Genomic DNA, 17,563 nt, shown 5'->3' with positions numbered 1-17,563 from the left:
TTGGGGGTCGGCTCAATCGGGAGGTTTTTTATTACTATTTATAACGATATTCAAATTCGTTACCACCCAATATATTGAGCGATAATTAAAGATGTAACGGCAATTCCAGTCCATACTAATATGAGAGGGATAATAAACCTGAGCCACTTTGTAAACGGAATTTGTGCCAGAGCAAGCATGGCTAGAACCAAGCTTACTGGGTAAATAAGATTTGTAAACCCGTCACCAAATTGAAAAGCTAATACTGCTGTTTGTCGGGACACTCCAAGTAAATCAGCTAAACCGCTCATAATTGGCATTGTTATTAGAGCCTGTCCACTACCAGACCCAACTAGGAAGTTGAATAAACCTTGAACGACAAACATTCCTATGGCAGCAATTGATACTGGCAACCCACTTACTACTTCGTTAACGCCATAAATAACGGTATCTAGAATGTTCCCTTCTTGAAGAATAACTGAAATTGATCTTGATAAACCTATGACTACAGCAGCAACGATCATTTTTTTGAATCCTTCATTAAATGATTCTGCGATCGTATTTGCATTCAAACCACAAATTAGGCCGAGGACGATACTCATAAACGCATACCATCCACCAATTTCAATAAAATACCAGCCCCAGTTTAACAAGCCATAAATCATGACCCCCATACCAAAAATCAAAAAGGCGATAGCTGCCATTTGTCTTTTCGAGATTTTTCTGATGACTTCCTCTTCTTCCTTGATATATTGATCATCTAACCCATCGCCATACAAATAACCCTGCGAAGGATCTCGTTCAATAGTTCTAGCATACCGCCAAACATACCAGATTCCACTAAGTAGGACAACAGCTAAAATCATTGCACGAAGCTCAATTCCAGAATACAATGGCAAATCTGATATGGTTTGTGCTAGTCCCACTGTCGCCGGAGCAGTTAGTGCAACCGAAAAGCCTGCACCAGTACTAACAAGTACCATCGCCGTAGCTGTAAAGCGATCATAGCCCATCTTCAATATTAGTGGAATCATAATTGGAATGTAGATGAAGGCAAGTTCCATTGCACCTGTAAAAGTCGTAAAAAGCCCCATTGGAATCATTAATACCGGGATCACAAGGATTTTGTTTTTCTTGAATGTTGAAATAATTTTGTGAAGCACTAAACTTAGGAGCCCTGTTCGCTCTAGGACTACAAACAACGCTCCGATCATTAAGCCACCAAAAATGATTTCACCTGCCTGAACCATTCCGGTTGGGATCGCGAACATCAAATCAAATAAAGTAAGATTCTCTCCCTCTATATACTGAAATGTCCCTGGCACGATAATTGGTGCTCCCATAGGACCTTCTATTCTTTCAAACTGTCCTTTTGGGACTATCAATGTAGCTACATAGGCTACAGCTAATAATGAAAATAGAATAACATACACATGTGGTAACTCCCACCGCTTCTTCTGAGGTACTTCTCCCTTTATTTCTTTACGTAAAGCGTTGCCCATTCGCTTCCCCACTTTCACATTTTTTTTATACACCTTCTTACCATTTGTATTAACTTTTTTTACCATAATAGATCCGACACTATCCTAAGATTTTAAATACAGCGTTTACAAAAATCCCCACCCCGTATTCCATCGCATCTTCATCAATATCAAAACGTGGATGATGGTGTGGATAAATAATTCCCTTTTCTTCATTCCGTGCACCAATCATGAAATAACAACCCGGAGCCTTTTGCAAAAAGGCAGAAAAATCTTCAGCACCCATTACTGGTTTCTGTATTTCAATTACTTCATCTCCGTAAACCTCGCGAATTGTTTCTTCTATTATTTTAGTAGGCTCATCACTGTTAATAACTGGGCGATATCCACAATCATACTTTAAGTCGTATGTTGCACCATGCGCTTCAGTAATCCCCTTTACGACTCTTTCCATAAGAGCTGGCATCGTTTCACGGTATTTCACATCAAAACTTCGAACCGTTCCGTTAATCTCTACAGAATTAGCAATTACATTTCCGGCTTCTCCCCCAACAAATTTCCCTATAGAAAGAACAAGGTTATCAAGAGGATCGGTATTACGAGCTACAATATGCTGAAGGTTTGACACAACTTGTGCACCAACTGCAATACTGTCAATTGCCTGATGAGGCATACCACCGTGGCCTCCCTTACCTTTTACCGTAATCCAAAAGGCGTCAGCAGAAGCCATTGCCGGCCCATAGGCAATTCCTATTTTCCCTAGATCAAGATGCGACATCAAGTGGGCTGCAATAACTACATCTACGCCTTCCATAACACCAGCATCAACCATTTCCTGCGCCCCTCCTGGAAAATGCTCCTCAGCATGTTGGAAAAAAAAGCGTACTTCGCCTTTTATTTGATCTTTCATTCCAGAGAGTATCTTCACTGTCCCTAAAAGCATTGCTGTATGTGCATCATGCGCACATGCATGCATCACACCTGGATTTTGGGATACAAAATCAAAATCATTTTCTTCCAGGATTGGGAGAGCGTCCATATCTGCTCGTATCCCTAACGTTTTCCCTGGTTGAGGTCCTATTAACCTCGCCATCACACTATATTTTGTAGGACGCGTAACCTCAAGGTTTCCAAACGATTGAAGCGTATCAAAAACATATTGTGATGTTTTTTCTTCCTGATACGATAATTCAGGATTGCGATGAAAATGACGTCTCCATTCAATTACATCATTCTTTACCTTCTCGACTTCATGTTTTAACGATTGAACTAACATAATTATTACCCCCTAAATATTATCAAGAAATAACCTTCCCCTTTTTGTGAAGCTTCCAATGTGTATTAATAACAATGTATTTCTTATACCTTTTCGCAAAGCTTTTGATAAACTAATCTACCACCGATATATGTCTCGTCTACACAAACCTTATCAATATTTTCTGGTCTAATTTCTAAAATATCCTGGTCTAGAACAATAAAGTCAGCATGGTAGTTTGGTGCAAGCTGACCGATTCTAGGAATACGTGTAATCTCTTGGGCAGTTCGCGTATACAATGTAATCGCTGTTTCTATATCTACGCGCTCCTCTTGACCAGTATCAGTATTGTCATAAGCTACACGTGTAACAGCTGATTTCAAGCCAACAAATGGATTAACGGGATCTGCCCATGCAGTTGCTGGAGCGTCAGAAGAGAAAGCAACTGGTACACCTGCCTCTAACATTGATTTAACAGGATATGATTGTTTCGTTCTTTCTTCACCTAAATTGTTTAAATAACTTTCAATTTCTGCGAAAAGAAAAATCGGTTGAGTAACAAAAGCGATACCTGCTTTTGCAGCTCGCTCGATAGCTTCATTCGTTGGCAATGAAGCATGTTCTATTCTAATTGAAGGTGCATCTTTCAACCATCCTTCTTTTTCATAAAACGTATTGATAATGAAATCAATGGCTTGCTCACCCATTGCATGGATAACTAGTTGAATCTGGTTTTCCTTAGCAACTTCAGCTGCTGCTAATAACTCCTCCTCTGAAGTCATTTGGATTCCATAAACTCCTTCTTCACCTTTAAAAGGTGGATTTACCCAAGCTGTCTGGCCAGACACACTTCCATCGGAGAACAACTTAATCCCCCCAATATGAATTGGGTTTTCAGTGTTAGTTTTGTTCTTATCTAAAAAGTTCGTTTCATTCTGTAAATCCTCCCATACATAATAGAGGACCGTACGTTGTTTGAGGCCTTTGTCACGTGCGTCATTATACATATCTAAATAATCAACTGGGCCTCTTTTGGCCATTAGATCTGTAATCGCTGTAATACCATGCGCAAGAAGTTGCGGGCTTAGTTCAGCTAGAGTACATGCATTATCCTCAAGTGTTTTTACAGGCATAATCTTTGTCACTAAATCTTTTGCATTCTCTCGTAAAACCCCTGTTGGTTCACCATTAGCATCTCGATCAATTTGTCCTCCAGCTGGATTTGGCGTGTCCTTCGTAATTCCGGCCATTTCTAACGCAACACTATTAACAGAAATAATATGAGCACAAGTACGGGTTACGATGACCGGAAACTCTGTTGTAGCCCGATCTAAATCCCAACGATTTGGAGCTCTTCCTTCACTCAATTTCCCCTCATCATATCCCCAGCTTTCAATCCATGTACCTTTGTCTTGCACTTGACACTGCTTTTGAATTTCTTGAATTAAATCACCAATTGAATTGACAAGCGGTGCGGTACAGGCAATTTGCTTTGATGCATTCGCTAAGTATACAGGGTGTAAATGAGCATCAATCAGCCCTGGTAAAACCCTTCTCCCTTGCAAATCAACAATTTCACCGTCGATATTTTCTTCTAAATCTTCTTGATTTCCAATCCAAACAACTTTCCCTTCACGGACTGCCATCGCAGTTGCATATGGTTGTTCTGGATTTGCTGTAAAGATCTTACCATTTGTAAAAATTAATTTATCTACTTTTGTCATACTCATCGCTGTTTTCCTCCTCTTCCTTTTTATATCTAATCTTACACTTCAAATAATTATGAGACTCCAAATAGTAAGAGCCATATAATGTCGAACATTATGCTTTTTTTCGTAATGGAGTGGATTTAAAACTACTCATTTTTTTCCCTTCAGTAATTTTGTAGATTACAGTACCAAGAATAAAGCCAATAATTGCAGGAATTAGCCATGAAAATCCATGTGAACTAAAAGGTAATAAAGAAATCAACATACTGATAAATTGAACTTCTACTACAAGACCGATTGTATCGAAAATACTAACAATCATGGTAGTATAGACCATACCCTTATAGGAACCTGCATTTGGAATATAACTTCGAAACAATCCTAAGAAAACGAGTACAATAGCAGTTGGATAAACCGCCATAAATAACGGGAGTGTGTAAGCGATAATTTTATCTACCCCAAGTGAGCCAACAATTACACCAATCGTGCAGATGATAAAAACAACTTTTCGATAACTAATTTTGTTGTTGGTTATATTACTCAAAAACTCTGCCGAAGCAGCGGTCAAACCAATTGAAGTAGTTAAACAAGCTAGTACTCCTGCAATTGCTAACGCTATCAAACCATAGGTTCCAGCTAGTTCAAAAACAATGCCTATCACAAGAGCAGTATTTTCAATTTCACTTGAAAAATAACTACTTCCTGTAGCACCAATGTATAACAGTCCCCCATACACAACCGTTAGTCCAATCGCCGCAATGATGGTTCCACCAATGGTGATCTTCTTCACGTCCGATTTACTCTTATAACCTTTACTAATCGTTGCTGATATAAAAATAGATGCACAGATTATACCTGTTAATAGGTCACCTGTCTGATAAGCATTTATGAAGGAATAGGAAAACGGCGATTCAAGTTCAGTTACAATAGGTACTCCGATAGGATTGAAAACCCCTATGATTATGATAAACATTAAAACAATTAATAAAGCTGGTATCATAACCTTTCCAATTTTGTCCATGACATTTGACTTATCTATCGCAAAATAACAATTTAGACTAAAATACACTAGTATTGCACCAACAGCGGGGATGCTTGGAAATAGTGAATGAATACCAATTTCATACGCTGTAGCTGCAGTTCGTGGTATTCCAACAGTCAAACCGATCCCAACTATGACTATCACATTAAAAATTTTATAAAATCGTGAACTGATTGGAGCGGTTAGTACTTCTAACCTACCTTCTGAATTTAAAATAGCTATAACTGCTAATGCAGGAAGTACAATTCCGGCAAGAGCAAAACCTATCATCGCCACTGGCCAATTTGACCCAGCTATAAGCCCGATCGCAGGTGGAAAGATTAAATTCGAACCAAAGAATATTGAGAATAATGTAAACCCTAAAATAAAGCTATCTTGAATACGTTTACTCATATCTATCGCATACCTTAATTACATTATTTTTATTAAATCTTCATATTTGGGATAAATCCATGAGTAGAACACCACCTTCATTGATCTCCCTCTTAAAAATGCAATTATTATGCCAATTATTAAAATTACGTGAACTTTTTTCTACTAGTAAATAAAGCTCTTTTATTATTCACAATAAAAAAAACTATTCTTATAGCATTTCATAATGAAATAAAATGTTGAAAACTAAAAATTCCGGTGAATATTTTGTCGAAAATGATCAATCATTAGATTTATTTTTCTTGAAATTCCCTAAAACAATAAAATAAAGGGGGGAAAATTTCCCCCCTCATTCGTAAAAAAATTTTTACCTTAAGTTGTACTTGGCCATTTTATACTTCAGCGACTGCTTAGAGATCCCTAACCTTCTTGCTGTTTCTGCAATAATGCCATTCGCTTCTGTTAACTCTCTAACGATAATCTCTTTTTCATAGTACTCAACCGAATCCTTTAATGATTTACGTCCTACTATCATACCTTCATTGATTACTGTGTTTCGTTTCTTATAATTATGAACTCTTTCGGGTATATCACTCATTGTCATTATATTTGAGGAGAGATGATTATAAGCTGTTTCGACAGCATTTTTCAGCTCTCTGATGTTTCCAGGCCAATGGTAATTTTCAAAGCATTCAATCACACCTTCTTGAACATCGTCAATTCTTATGTTCATATTACTATTATAAAAATTGATATAGTAATCAAGTAACAGTTTTATATCATCTTTTCGCTCCTCTAACGTAGGTAAGTTAATGAGGACGACGCCAATTCGATAAAATAAATCTTCTCTTATTCTTTTCTCTGCTAATAAAGCTTCAGGGTCTTCATTTGTAGCTGATATGACTCTTATATTTAGATGAATATTTTTCTTTCCACCAATTCTTCTAATTGTTTTTTCTTCAATGGCTTTCAATAGTTTTACTTGCAAGTTTTTTTCAAGGGAATTAATTTCATCAAGAAACAACGTACCACCTTCAGCTTGTTCAAATAAACCTGGCATATCTTCTGAACCAGTAAAACTCCCTTTGGTTGTACCAAACAATGTACTTTCTAGTAACGTTTCTGGTATTGCACCGCAGTTGAGGGAAATAAATGGCTTGTTGTAACGATCACCTAAATTATGAATCGCTTGTGCAACTACCTCTTTTCCAGTCCCTGTTTTTCCGTAAATTAAAACTGTAGAATCCGTCTTAGCGATCTTAATTAATTTATCTTTAATCGCTTTCATCTTTGAATTAGCAGTTACAATATCATCAATCGTATATATCGTATTGTTCTTTCGATAAATTTGATGGCTTGAATATTTATCTAAAGAATGAATATTTTCTTTTTGATAATAGTGTTTTGAAAATTCAATGGCCCCAATAACTTCTCCGTTTTCTTTTATCGGGTACGTTGAACTAATTGATTCAATCATACTTCCTTTATTTGTAATCATTTTTTGTTTTACATTACATAAAGGGGTGCCGCTTTTTAATACGCTTAAAACTGTACTATTTTCGCATGTTATATTTTTATAAAATGTCGTTATTTTTTTCCCTAAAAAATCCTCAGGTCTGCTATCAAGTTCTTTAAGTACATTTAAATCTGCTAAATCATAGAAAATAATTGTGCCTTTTTTATCGGCCACTAAAACATTATCAAAATTGGTTAACTCTTTAAACTTTTCAACATCAACCTTCAACTTTCAGCCCCCCTTTTTCAAATACTTCGAATCTTTTTAGATTATATAATCATTTGATAGTTTGAGCTAGTCTTCTTTGGTCACTGTCTGTCATAGCCAGGTTAAAATATTACCAAAGCCAACTCTTGGGAAAGTGTATTTAGCTATACGATACCTTCAGCTACTCCATCTTCAATGCCTTTTGTACAATCTCCCTGCATATGAGATAGCATCACGTGATTAAGAACCTCCAAATGTTCGTGCATCGTCTTGTCACCAACAGTAATCCCTTCTAGAACTACCTTCGTTTCGTTGATTATTAATGTATTTCCTTCAATAGCATTTGAATTATATGTTCATTCATACAGTTCAAGAGTAGTAAAACCCTCTACCATTAACCCATTAGGTTCAAACTAAAAAGCCACTCCAGATAATTCTAGAATGGCTTTCAATTTCTTCTACTCAAAATACTATAACCCTAATAAATTAGGAAGGAACAACGAGATTTGTGGAATAAATGTAACGAGTAATACGGCCAAAATAATAACCGCATAGAATGGTAAAAGAGGCTTAATTGCACGCTCTATCTCTAGTTTCGCTACACTTACACCAGCAAATAATGCGCTTCCAACTGGAGGAGTGATATTTCCAACACATAAATTCATAACCATCATAATACCAAAGTGAATCGGATCCATTCCGAAACTAGTTACAATTGGTAAGAATATAGGTGTAAAGATTAACACGGCTGGTGTAATATCCATGAATGTTCCAACCACTAGTAGAACTGCACTAATGATTAATAAAATAATTATCGGATTCGACGAAATACTTAACACACTTTCACTAATCATTTGTGGGATACCAGTGAATGACATCACCCATGACATAACACCTGAAGCTGCAACAAGCAGCATAATCATACAAGTAAGAACGACCGATTCATTCAAGATTCCAGGAATATCTTTTTGCTTAACACTTCCGTATAGCAGTGATAGAATTAGCGTATAAGCTACAGCAACTGCCGCTGCTTCTGTTGCAGTAAAGATTCCAGCAAGAATCCCTCCAATGACGATGACGATGACGATAATCATCAAACTCGGAATCGCTTGCAAAAAGGTGATCAATGCAATTTTAAAAGTCGGTCTTTCCGGAACTGGGTATTTTGCTCTTTTAGCAATAACAAATGCGACGATCATACACACAATACCCCATAAAATTCCAGGTAAATATCCTGCTATGAAAAGTGCAGCAATCGAAGTTCCTCCACTGGCAAGTGAATAAATAATTAAAGTTTGGCTTGGTGGAATGATTAATCCCGTTGGTGCAGAAGCAATATTAACAGCCGCAGCAAACCTTGGATCATATCCTTCTTTTTTCTGCATAGGTCCCATTACCCCACCAATTGCGACTGCCGATGCAACTGAAGATCCTGCAATTGAACCAAATAACATGTTCCCTACCACATTTGTATGAGCTAATGATCCTGGCATTCTACCAACAAGGACCTTTGCAAAGTTAACTAATCGTTCTGCGATTCCTCCGTTCTTCATTAAAATACCGGCGTTTTAGCAGGTTGTGGTTCTGGTAGTTCTACAGAGGCTAGTGATACAGGTGTTGATGCAGGTAGCGAAACTTTGTTCAATATTTCACAAATTTAATGGTAGTTCATAAATTTGTGGGTTGCTCACATGAAAAATCCCCAAAACAATAGTCTGAGGGAACATTAAATACATTATATTTGTATGAACATCTCTAAAAAATACATGTGACCATCCTACCTATTTAAAATGCAGAAGTCCAACCACCGTCAACAGGCAGAACTGTTCCATTTACAAAACTAGACTCATCAGACGCTAAGAATAAGGCAGCTTCTGCTATTTCTCCAGGCTTTCCAGTTCGTGGTGATAGTCCATGAGTTAAGCCTGCTCTTTCCATACCAAATTGATTCACACCCGGTCTAGACAAAAAAAAGAAAAACTATTGTAGTTTTCCTTTTTCTTGCACTCAGATGAATCTTTCAAAACAACTAACATAATATTATTAACTTCTTTTATCTTTTAATTGAAAAAGAATTCTTGTGTTGAACAAAATGTTCAACCTCTTGATAATTTAAAACATTTACATCGCCTTCAACAGTATGTTTAAGAGCGAAGGAAGCAGTTGCAAAGTCGACGGATAACTGTGGTTCATATTGGTTAATTAATGCATAAATTAATCCTGTTGAAAAGGCATCTCCTGTGCCAACTCGGTCAACAATATCGACATCGATCTCAGAAGATTGATAGAAATCCCTACCGTCAGATAGAAGTGCTTTTAAACGATGGTGGTTGACTGATAACTGATCTCTATAGGTCATCGCGATATATTTAAGACCAAAGCGCTCATGCATGGTTTTCATAATCTCTTTATAGTCATCTGGGCCAGGCTGTTCAGGCAGATTATCTTTGATGTCTCTTCCCTTTTCATCTACTAATTGAAGAGGTTCTACTCCAATACATACATCGACATCCTTCATTAGCTCCGTCATCTTTCGTCTAGCATCTTCAAACGACCATAATGAACTTCTATAATTAAGGTCACAGCTCGTTGTTAACCCTTGTTGCTTAGCTGCTGTAAGAGCCAGTTTCGTTAATTGAAAGATTTCCTCATTCAATGCTGGCGTAATGCCACTAATATGGAACCAATCAGCCCCCTCAAAGATTTTGGTGAAATCATATTCAGACGATTTTGACCCGGCAAAAGCAGATCCACTGCGATCATAGATAATTTTAGAAGGTCTGATTGAATGTCCTTTTTCTAAAAAATAAATTCCGATCCGGTCACCACCAAAAAGCATGTGATTAGTCTCAACTTTATAACGAGTTAAAAACTGATCAGCACTAATTCCGAGGTCATTATCAGGTAATTTACTAATAAAAGAACTGTTTAGTCCTAATTGAGCTAATCCGATTGCTACATTCGCTTCACCACCACCATAATGGATATCAAAAGATTGAGCTTGTTTAACCCTTTGATGTCCAGGTGTTGATAATCGAAGCATAATTTCCCCCATTGTTACAACCTTTTTCATAACAGTCGCCATCCTCATAAAAGTTTATATTTTTTTCTGTTTTATCTTTTTAAGATTTCAGATTCAAGCTAATATTCTGCTCATCTACTTTATGACAGCTATTTCTTCAATACCTAGTTTAATCCCCATTTCTCCCCAATATTCTATAGGGTAAACAAAAGATGCAGATACTTGCAGTAACATATCTGCATCTTCTAAACGTATTGTAGCGAATAAAATTATTTCTTATATCCAAGGTTTGGAATACTATTCCAACGATCACTTAAATAACGAACAACCATTTTGGGTTCTCTCGATCTAGTAAAGATTCCCTTCTTGTTCCCTTGGACACGCATGATTCCGAATTTTGTTTGGAAATCAGCAAAGTTCCATAATTGTTCGCCGACGAAGTTAGGTATCTCATCAAACACTTTACTATTCATGCGATAGTAATCTTCTTGATATTCTTCACTGAAAGGTTCACCATACGCACTGTGGAAACCAGCTACCGTATCAGCACCGTATTCTGTATACATAACTGGTTTATCTGGATATTTTTCCTGCCATTCTAACAACTCTTTACGTGTCTCTTCTTCTGCTGCCTTTAAATCACCTGTTTGTAAATACCATCCATAATAACGATTTAAAGCAATGACATCAACTAAGTCTGCACATTTATCATCTTCTGGCGTTGCCATCATAATATTTACAAGCGTGCAAGGACGATTTTGTGGATCCAATTCACGCGCTAGATTGAATAATGGTTCAAAGTACTCGTGAGCACCTTCAACATGTTGAGCAGCTTCATTGGCAATCGACCACATAACCACACAGGCATGGTTTTTATCACGATCAATTAATTCACGAATAACCTGCTCATGTGCTTCTGTTGTCTTAAGAACGCTCCAAGTAGAGCCAGCTTTTTCTGCACTCAGATCAAAGCCAAATCCGTGGAATAAGCCAACCGCCGGTGTTTCGTCAATTACGACAATCCCCTCACGGTCACATAACCTCATCATTTCTTCTGAATACGGATAATGCGACGTACGGAATGAGTTTGCCCCCATTTGTTTCATTAAATTAATGTCGAGTACATTATAAGCTTCGTTTAAGCCACGGCCGTTAACAAAAGTGTCTTCATGTTTACCGAAGCCTTTAAAATAAAACGGTTCACCGTTGATCAAGAACTTGCCACTCTTAACTTCAACCTTACGAACACCAAATGACTCTTCATAAACATCAATACTTTCTCCACCTTTTATGCCTTCTACCTTTGCTGTATAGAGGTAGGCGTTAAGTGGCTGCCACAACTGGACATTTTCAATAGCCATGTTCACATCTGTACCTGAAGTTTGAGCTACTTGTTTGCCTTCCTCGTCCATAATTGTTATGTGTACTTCATCGAAACTCCCTGCTGTATTTACAGAAACTTGCACATCAGCCTTTTTAGTAGCCAAATCTACCTCAGGTACGATTGCAATATCTTCAATGTAGTTGCGTGGGGTAGAGTATATTTTGACTGGACGATGCAAGCCAGCATAATTAAAGAAGTCAAAGTTTTCATCTACTTTACGAATAATGCGTCCATTCTCATCTTTCGTTTCACTATAGTTACCAACTGGTAGAGTCGTATAATCCAACAGATTGCTCACACGGACTGTTAAACGGTTCGCGCCATCTACTAAAAAGTCATTGATTTCAGCTTCAAATGGCATAAATCCACCTTTATGATGAACGACTTCCTTCCCGTTTACATACACCCATGCTTCATGAGTAGCAGAACCAAAACGTAAGACTAACCTTTCATTACGTAATGCTTTCGCAACGGTAAATTCTCTTTCATACCAAATATAACCACTGTGCTCACGAACTTCTTTTGACACCGTCTGATCATTAAATGAAGCAGGAACAGCCATTACTTCATCTGTAGGCAATGCTTGTGACACCTCAATTGGTCCCACTTCTTTATCAATCATAAATTTCCAAATCCCACTTAAATCTAAGACAACACGGCTTTCTGAAGCAATTGGATATAACATAAACTCTCTCCTCCATTCAAGTTATATAATGTCATATTAGTTTGACTTTTCATTCTAATTCTAAATCCATAATGATCCATTTTAGGTTTCCCATTCACAGGATATAATTTCTTTTCGCTCATCGATTTTTCAATGAGGAGGGCTTTTAAATAGAATCTATTTTACATAAACCCTAAATGTAAGGGCTTTAAATTCATTATAGTTCATTAATTTATTTAATAATCGTATTATTTTCACATAATTAGCACTTATATTGCCTTTTATTGTTTAGAATTTTAGTAAAAAGGAAGCTTCATCTCAATAATTCCATAGATAAAACCATTAGTTTACAAAGTTTGTTACAATGGTAAGAAATAAAACGAAATTGGAGATAAGTGGGGAAAGGTATGAAAATTAGAATTGCTACATTCAGTTCAAGAGAGTTTATCGATCACATCTTAAAATATGAAAAAACAATCCCAGACATCATAATGACCCCGTATATCTATGATAATCCTATGGATAGTATTTCTTTGATTGACCAAGTTCATGATTGTGATGTCTTATTATTTGCGGGACCCTTGCCATATTACATGGTAAAAGAGAAAGTGGAACAAATGAAATTGCCTTCGGTTTATATTCCTTCAGATGAATACGCACTCACACTTACCTTATTTAGTACAATGCTCAACCAGCCAAATGGCTTACACCAATTATCGATTGATGTTTATAGAAAAGAATTTATTAAACAAATTGTTAAAGAATTAAATTTAAAGCCTACGGACTGGAAGATAAAGGATTATAGTGACATTATTACAACAAAAGGGGTTCAATTTGATGCGGAGGAGATCATCAATTTCCATAAAGAATTATGGGAAAGTAATCAGAGTAAATATGCGATCACAAGCGTTGATTTCGTTCACCGACGTTTGCAACAATTAGGAATCCCTAGTTCGTATATGATTGTTCCTGATAAGGCAATTATAGATTCTATTCACAAAGCATATACATACGGTCAATTAGCGATCAGTAAAAATTCAGAGATTGCAATAGGTCTTGTCGTATTTAATCAATTGGACAATTCAACACATGATTTCGGAAGTTTAAAGCAGGATGTAACGATTATATTACAACAAATGTTATTAAATCTTGCGAAAGAAACCGAAACATCGATTCGGTTAATCGGGATGGAACAGTTTATTATCTATGGAACCAGAAGTAGTATTGAACAAATGTACGAGGGTCCCTTTTTAAATTCATTTTTAAAAAAGGTCGAAAAAATTCCTGATTTTACAGTTAGTATCGGTTTCGGATTTGGTGTAACTGCTAAAGAAGCTGAGGAGAACGCGAGAGCTGCTCTTTTTCATGCAAAAAAAGATAGTATGACTAATAATGCCTTTCTAGCAACTGCTGAAAAAGAAATTATTGGCCCCTTAACAACAAATACACAAACCTATCGATTAAAAAGCGAAGATCAAAAGATTTTAGAAATTGCTGACCACACAAATATAAGTGTTGCATCAGTAACGAAAATCATTCATTTTATTAAATTACGACATGAAAATAGCTTTACTGCTATTGATTTAGCGGAGTATCTACAAATTAGTCGACGTAGTGCAGAAAGGTTACTAAAAAAGTTGATTACCTTTAAATATGCAGAGAAAATAGGTGAGGAACAACCATACCAACAGGGACGTCCTCGATCAGTATACCGTCTGTTTTTTTAACTTTTTTGATTAGTAAAAATCTAATTATTAAAAGAGCCCAAAGAAAGGTTTTTCACAATGAAATTCAACGTTGGTTGTTCTCCACAATCTCTACTCTGGAGGCCAATCAACGCTATTTTATTTTAGGATATATTTGACTACCTTTAAAGAAACTTGTTATTAACCTTGACGTTTTTAAAAATTTTCTGTATATTCTTTATACATAAAACGACTATATAACGTCAATTGTCGTTAAAGGCTAAAATAGGAAGGGAGATTATATACGAAGCACATTAAGCTGCTAGACCAGAGAAATATGACACCGCTTACACGTATAAGGCAAAAGACTTTTTTATAAAGGAGATGAAATTATGAATATACAAACTACAACAACTAAAAAAGAACGAAGAAAGTTTGAAACTCCACATGCTTTTGTTATTTTATTTACTTTTATTGTTATTGCAGCAATCTCAACTTATTTTATTCCTGCTGGTGAATATGAGCGAACAACGAATGAACGAGGTCAAGTGATCGTTGTTGATGGAACATATCAAGTAATTGAATCAAATCCTGTGGGAGTTTTTGGGATGTTTGGAGCTGTTTATGAAGGAATGCTCCAAGGCGCAGTGATCATTTTCTTTATTCTTGTTGTTGGTGGAGCTTTTAACATCTTTAAAGAAACACAAGCCATTGAAGGCGCATTTGGGAGTATATCAAAGCGAATTACAGGAAGGGAAATTTTAATCATTCCTGTTGTTATGACATTCTTTAGTGTTGCTGGTGCTACTGTAGGGATGTTTGAAGAGGTTCTTCCATTCATTTTAATTATGGTACCAATTATGATAAAACTAGGCTTCGACTCAATGGTCGGGACAGCCGTTGTACTCGTTGGAGTCTCGACTGGTTTCACAGCTGCATTTATGAACCCCTTTACTATTGGGGTTGCTCAAGGGATTGCAGAGATTCCAATTTTTTCTGGTTTGGGTGTTAGGATTACCTTTTGGTTAATCTTTTTAGCGATAAGTATTATTTATGTCATGCTTTATGCGAGAAAAATTAAAAATGATCCTACGAAAAGCGTTATGTACGAAATTGATCGGCAAAGAGAAATAAGTGAGGAACATTCAAAGCAACAATCTTTAACTTCAAGACAAGGATTGATCCTAGGTGTTCTAGTAGCTACACTGTTCGTTTTAGCTTATGGTGTTATTGAGCTCGGATGGTATATGAAGGAAATTTCTGCGATGTTCTTAATTATGGGACTTATCGTAGGCTTAATTGCAAAAATGAGCATTAATAAGATTGCTAAGACCTTTACTAAAGGGTGTGAAGATTTAATACTTGGGGCACTCGTTGTTGGCTTTGCATATGGTGTTTTAGTTGTATTTGAAAACAGTGCAACGATTGATACAATCCTATATGCAGCTTCTAATTTCTTATCAGGACTTTCGACAGCCTTCGCCGCTTTTGGGATTTACGTTGTACAAAGTTTATTAAATTTCATTGTAAATTCAGGTAGCGGACAAGCTGCTTTGAGTATGCCAATTATCTCACCTTTAGCCGATTTAGTTGGGGTTGACCGTCAAACAGCTGTGCTTGCCTTCCAATTCGGTGATGGAATTTCTAACATTTTTTCACCAACAGCTGGATTGCTCCTTGCAGCATTAGCAATGGCTAAGATCTCATGGGTTCAATGGTTTAAGTGGATTTGGCCATTAATTATAATTCATTACGTATTAGCAGGTATTTTTGTAACGATTGCTCATTTATTTATTTGGACAGTTTAACTTTTATGCATTGGGGTTGTGGGAACAGATGAAACACACAAAATTAATAGATGAAATCATTGAAAAAAAACGAGATAAGTTTATTCAAATTAGTGATCAAATTTGGGATTATGCAGAGACGAGTTTTCAAGAAAACCATTCAGCTGAACTACTTTGTGAAAGCTTGAAAAGAGAAGGGTTTGATATAGAAACGGGAGTTGCTGGGATGGGTACAGCATTTATAGCTAGTTACGGAAGTGGAAATCCTGTCGTGGCATTCCTAGGCGAATACGATGCACTAGCCGGTCTCAGTCAACAAAAAGGCGTGGCTACAAAAGAGCCCTTTGAAAGGAATGGGAATGGACATGGTTGTGGCCATAACTTACTAGGTACGGGGGCGCTTGCTGCTGCTGTTGCAGTCAAAGACTATATGCAGGGACACCAATTGTCAGGTACGGTTCGTTATTATGGCTGTCCTGCTGAAGAAAGCGGCGACGGGAAAACCTTTATGGTTCGCGATGGTCTTTTTGATGATGTAGATTTTGCATTAACTTGGCACCCCGCTCCAGTAAATGCCGTTTCCGAAATGAACATTTTAGCAACGTCTCAAGTGTATTTTAAGTTTAAAGGCCGTTCAGCACATGCAGCCGCTTCCCCACACCTCGGAAGAAGCGCTTTAGATGCAGTCGAACTCATGAACGTCGGTGTTAATTTTTTACGTGAACACATTGTCCAGGATGCAAGAGTACATTATGCAATAACGAATTCTGGTGGTTTTTCACCAAACGTTGTACAGTCAGAAGCTGAAGTATTGTATTTAATTCGTGCACCGAAAGCAAAACAAGTAAAGGAAATCTATGAAAGAGTATGTAAGATTGCAGAAGGGGCTGCTTTAATGACCGAAACTGAAGTGAAAATCGTATTTGATAGTGGTACTTCAGAATTAATTCAAAACACGACAATAGATAAAGTAATTGTCGAGAGCTTTGAGAGTTTAGAATGTCCCAGTTATACCAATGAAGAAATGAAATTAGCAGAAGCTATTTGTGAAACACTGTCTGATGATGAAAAAAATAGTTACTGGGCAAAGGGGATTGAAGACAAAGTGCTAACAGATGTCGTCATCCCACAAGACCAACTCAATAAAAACACAGGCTCAACAGACGTTGCGGATGTCAGCTGGGTCACACCAACAGCTCAATGTCTAACAACATGTTTTGCGAACGGTACATCACTACACAGCTGGCAAGCCGTTTCACAAGTGGGAAGTTCGATTGGTCATAAAGGAATGCTTTTAGCAGGAAAAGTAATGGCCTCAACGGCTATTCAAATGATAGAAACACCTGGATTAATTGAACAAGCGAAAGAAGAATTAAAAGCAAGGTTACGCAACGAAAAATATATGAGCCCTATCCCATCCGATTTAAAGCCTCGTATTTGAAGGTGTGTTAAGGAGGATC

At 37.0% G+C, this 17,563-nt stretch carries 11 protein-coding genes and 2 pseudogenes; 3 read left to right on the top strand and 10 right to left on the bottom strand.

From position 1 onward, the window contains the following. Window positions 1-59: 59 nt before the first annotated feature. The 10 genes and pseudogenes from AC1FXZ_RS16955 to uidA form a co-directional block, all read right to left on the bottom strand. A complete protein-coding gene (locus AC1FXZ_RS16955; RefSeq protein WP_480055797.1) occupies window positions 60-1,481 on the bottom strand; it encodes a YfcC family protein in 1,422 nt (473 codons plus the stop codon). Between the two features lie 79 nt (window positions 1,482-1,560). Beyond that, window positions 1,561-2,736, bottom strand: a complete 1,176-nt coding sequence (locus tag AC1FXZ_RS16950) for a M20 family metallopeptidase (protein WP_480055795.1) — start codon at window positions 2,734-2,736, stop codon at window positions 1,561-1,563. Between the two features lie 83 nt (window positions 2,737-2,819). Continuing rightward, complete coding sequence (locus AC1FXZ_RS16945) at window positions 2,820-4,445, bottom strand: amidohydrolase (protein ID WP_480055793.1); 1,626 nt, start codon at window positions 4,443-4,445, stop codon at window positions 2,820-2,822. A gap of 91 nt (window positions 4,446-4,536) precedes the next feature. Then, the gene (gene brnQ / locus AC1FXZ_RS16940) at window positions 4,537-5,859 is read right to left on the bottom strand and encodes a branched-chain amino acid transport system II carrier protein (RefSeq protein ID WP_480055791.1); all 1,323 of its coding nucleotides are present in this window, start codon (window positions 5,857-5,859) and stop codon (window positions 4,537-4,539) included. A gap of 346 nt (window positions 5,860-6,205) precedes the next feature. After that, a complete protein-coding gene (locus AC1FXZ_RS16935; RefSeq protein WP_480055789.1) occupies window positions 6,206-7,582 on the bottom strand; it encodes a sigma-54 interaction domain-containing protein in 1,377 nt (458 codons plus the stop codon). A gap of 215 nt (window positions 7,583-7,797) precedes the next feature. Next, a pseudogene (locus tag AC1FXZ_RS16930) lies at window positions 7,798-7,917 on the bottom strand (Fic family protein); the annotation flags it as partial. A gap of 114 nt (window positions 7,918-8,031) precedes the next feature. Beyond that, a pseudogene (locus tag AC1FXZ_RS16925) lies at window positions 8,032-9,126 on the bottom strand (TRAP transporter large permease); the annotation flags it as partial. Between the two features lie 220 nt (window positions 9,127-9,346). Continuing rightward, window positions 9,347-9,499, bottom strand: coding sequence for an SDR family oxidoreductase (locus tag AC1FXZ_RS16920; protein ID WP_480055787.1), 153 nt, complete (start codon window positions 9,497-9,499; stop codon window positions 9,347-9,349). 115 nt (window positions 9,500-9,614) lie between these two features. After that, window positions 9,615-10,634 (bottom strand): PfkB family carbohydrate kinase, encoded by a 1,020-nt coding sequence (locus tag AC1FXZ_RS16915; RefSeq protein ID WP_480055785.1) that lies wholly within the window; start codon window positions 10,632-10,634, stop codon window positions 9,615-9,617. Window positions 10,635-10,852: 218 nt separating this feature from the next. Beyond that, window positions 10,853-12,652 carry a beta-glucuronidase gene (gene uidA, locus AC1FXZ_RS16910; RefSeq protein WP_480055783.1) on the bottom strand — a complete coding sequence of 600 codons (1,800 nt, stop codon included), beginning with the start codon at window positions 12,650-12,652 and terminating at the stop codon, window positions 10,853-10,855. Window positions 12,653-13,038: 386 nt separating this feature from the next. On the opposite strand from uidA, the gene AC1FXZ_RS16905 reads away from it, so the two are divergent. The 3 genes from AC1FXZ_RS16905 (at window position 13,039) to AC1FXZ_RS16895 (ending at window position 17,544) form a co-directional block, all read left to right on the top strand. Next, window positions 13,039-14,358: a transcriptional regulator gene (locus AC1FXZ_RS16905; RefSeq protein WP_480055781.1), complete on the top strand. Its 1,320-nt coding sequence runs from the start codon at window positions 13,039-13,041 to the stop codon at window positions 14,356-14,358. Window positions 14,359-14,708: 350 nt separating this feature from the next. Further along, window positions 14,709-16,124, top strand: coding sequence for a YfcC family protein (locus AC1FXZ_RS16900; protein WP_480055779.1), 1,416 nt, complete (start codon window positions 14,709-14,711; stop codon window positions 16,122-16,124). Window positions 16,125-16,152: 28 nt separating this feature from the next. Further along, window positions 16,153-17,544 (top strand): M20 family metallopeptidase, encoded by a 1,392-nt coding sequence (locus AC1FXZ_RS16895; RefSeq protein ID WP_480055777.1) that lies wholly within the window; start codon window positions 16,153-16,155, stop codon window positions 17,542-17,544. Window positions 17,545-17,563 lie beyond the last annotated feature (19 nt).

It is taken from the genome of Halalkalibacter sp. HAAS-P014 (genome assembly GCF_056619965.1).
This window is presented reverse-complemented; position numbering and strand designations above follow the sequence as displayed.

What these genes read in the sequence shown, in the direction of transcription:
- AC1FXZ_RS16955 (WP_480055797.1), bottom strand. Translation starts at nt 1,481, where the DNA reads ATGGGCAACGCTTTACGTAAAGAAATAAAGGGAGAAGTACCTCAGAAG.
- AC1FXZ_RS16950 (WP_480055795.1), bottom strand. Translation starts at nt 2,736, where the DNA reads ATGTTAGTTCAATCGTTAAAACATGAAGTCGAGAAGGTAAAGAATGAT.
- AC1FXZ_RS16945 (WP_480055793.1), bottom strand. Translation starts at nt 4,445, where the DNA reads ATGAGTATGACAAAAGTAGATAAATTAATTTTTACAAATGGTAAGATC.
- brnQ (WP_480055791.1), bottom strand. Translation starts at nt 5,859, where the DNA reads ATGAGTAAACGTATTCAAGATAGCTTTATTTTAGGGTTTACATTATTC.
- AC1FXZ_RS16920 (WP_480055787.1), bottom strand. Translation starts at nt 9,499, where the DNA reads ATGGAAAGAGCAGGCTTAACTCATGGACTATCACCACGAACTGGAAAG.
- AC1FXZ_RS16915 (WP_480055785.1), bottom strand. Translation starts at nt 10,634, where the DNA reads ATGAAAAAGGTTGTAACAATGGGGGAAATTATGCTTCGATTATCAACA.
- uidA (WP_480055783.1), bottom strand. Translation starts at nt 12,652, where the DNA reads ATGTTATATCCAATTGCTTCAGAAAGCCGTGTTGTCTTAGATTTAAGT.
- AC1FXZ_RS16905 (WP_480055781.1), top strand. Translation starts at nt 13,039, where the DNA reads ATGAAAATTAGAATTGCTACATTCAGTTCAAGAGAGTTTATCGATCAC.
- AC1FXZ_RS16900 (WP_480055779.1), top strand. Translation starts at nt 14,709, where the DNA reads ATGAATATACAAACTACAACAACTAAAAAAGAACGAAGAAAGTTTGAA.
- AC1FXZ_RS16895 (WP_480055777.1), top strand. Translation starts at nt 16,153, where the DNA reads ATGAAACACACAAAATTAATAGATGAAATCATTGAAAAAAAACGAGAT.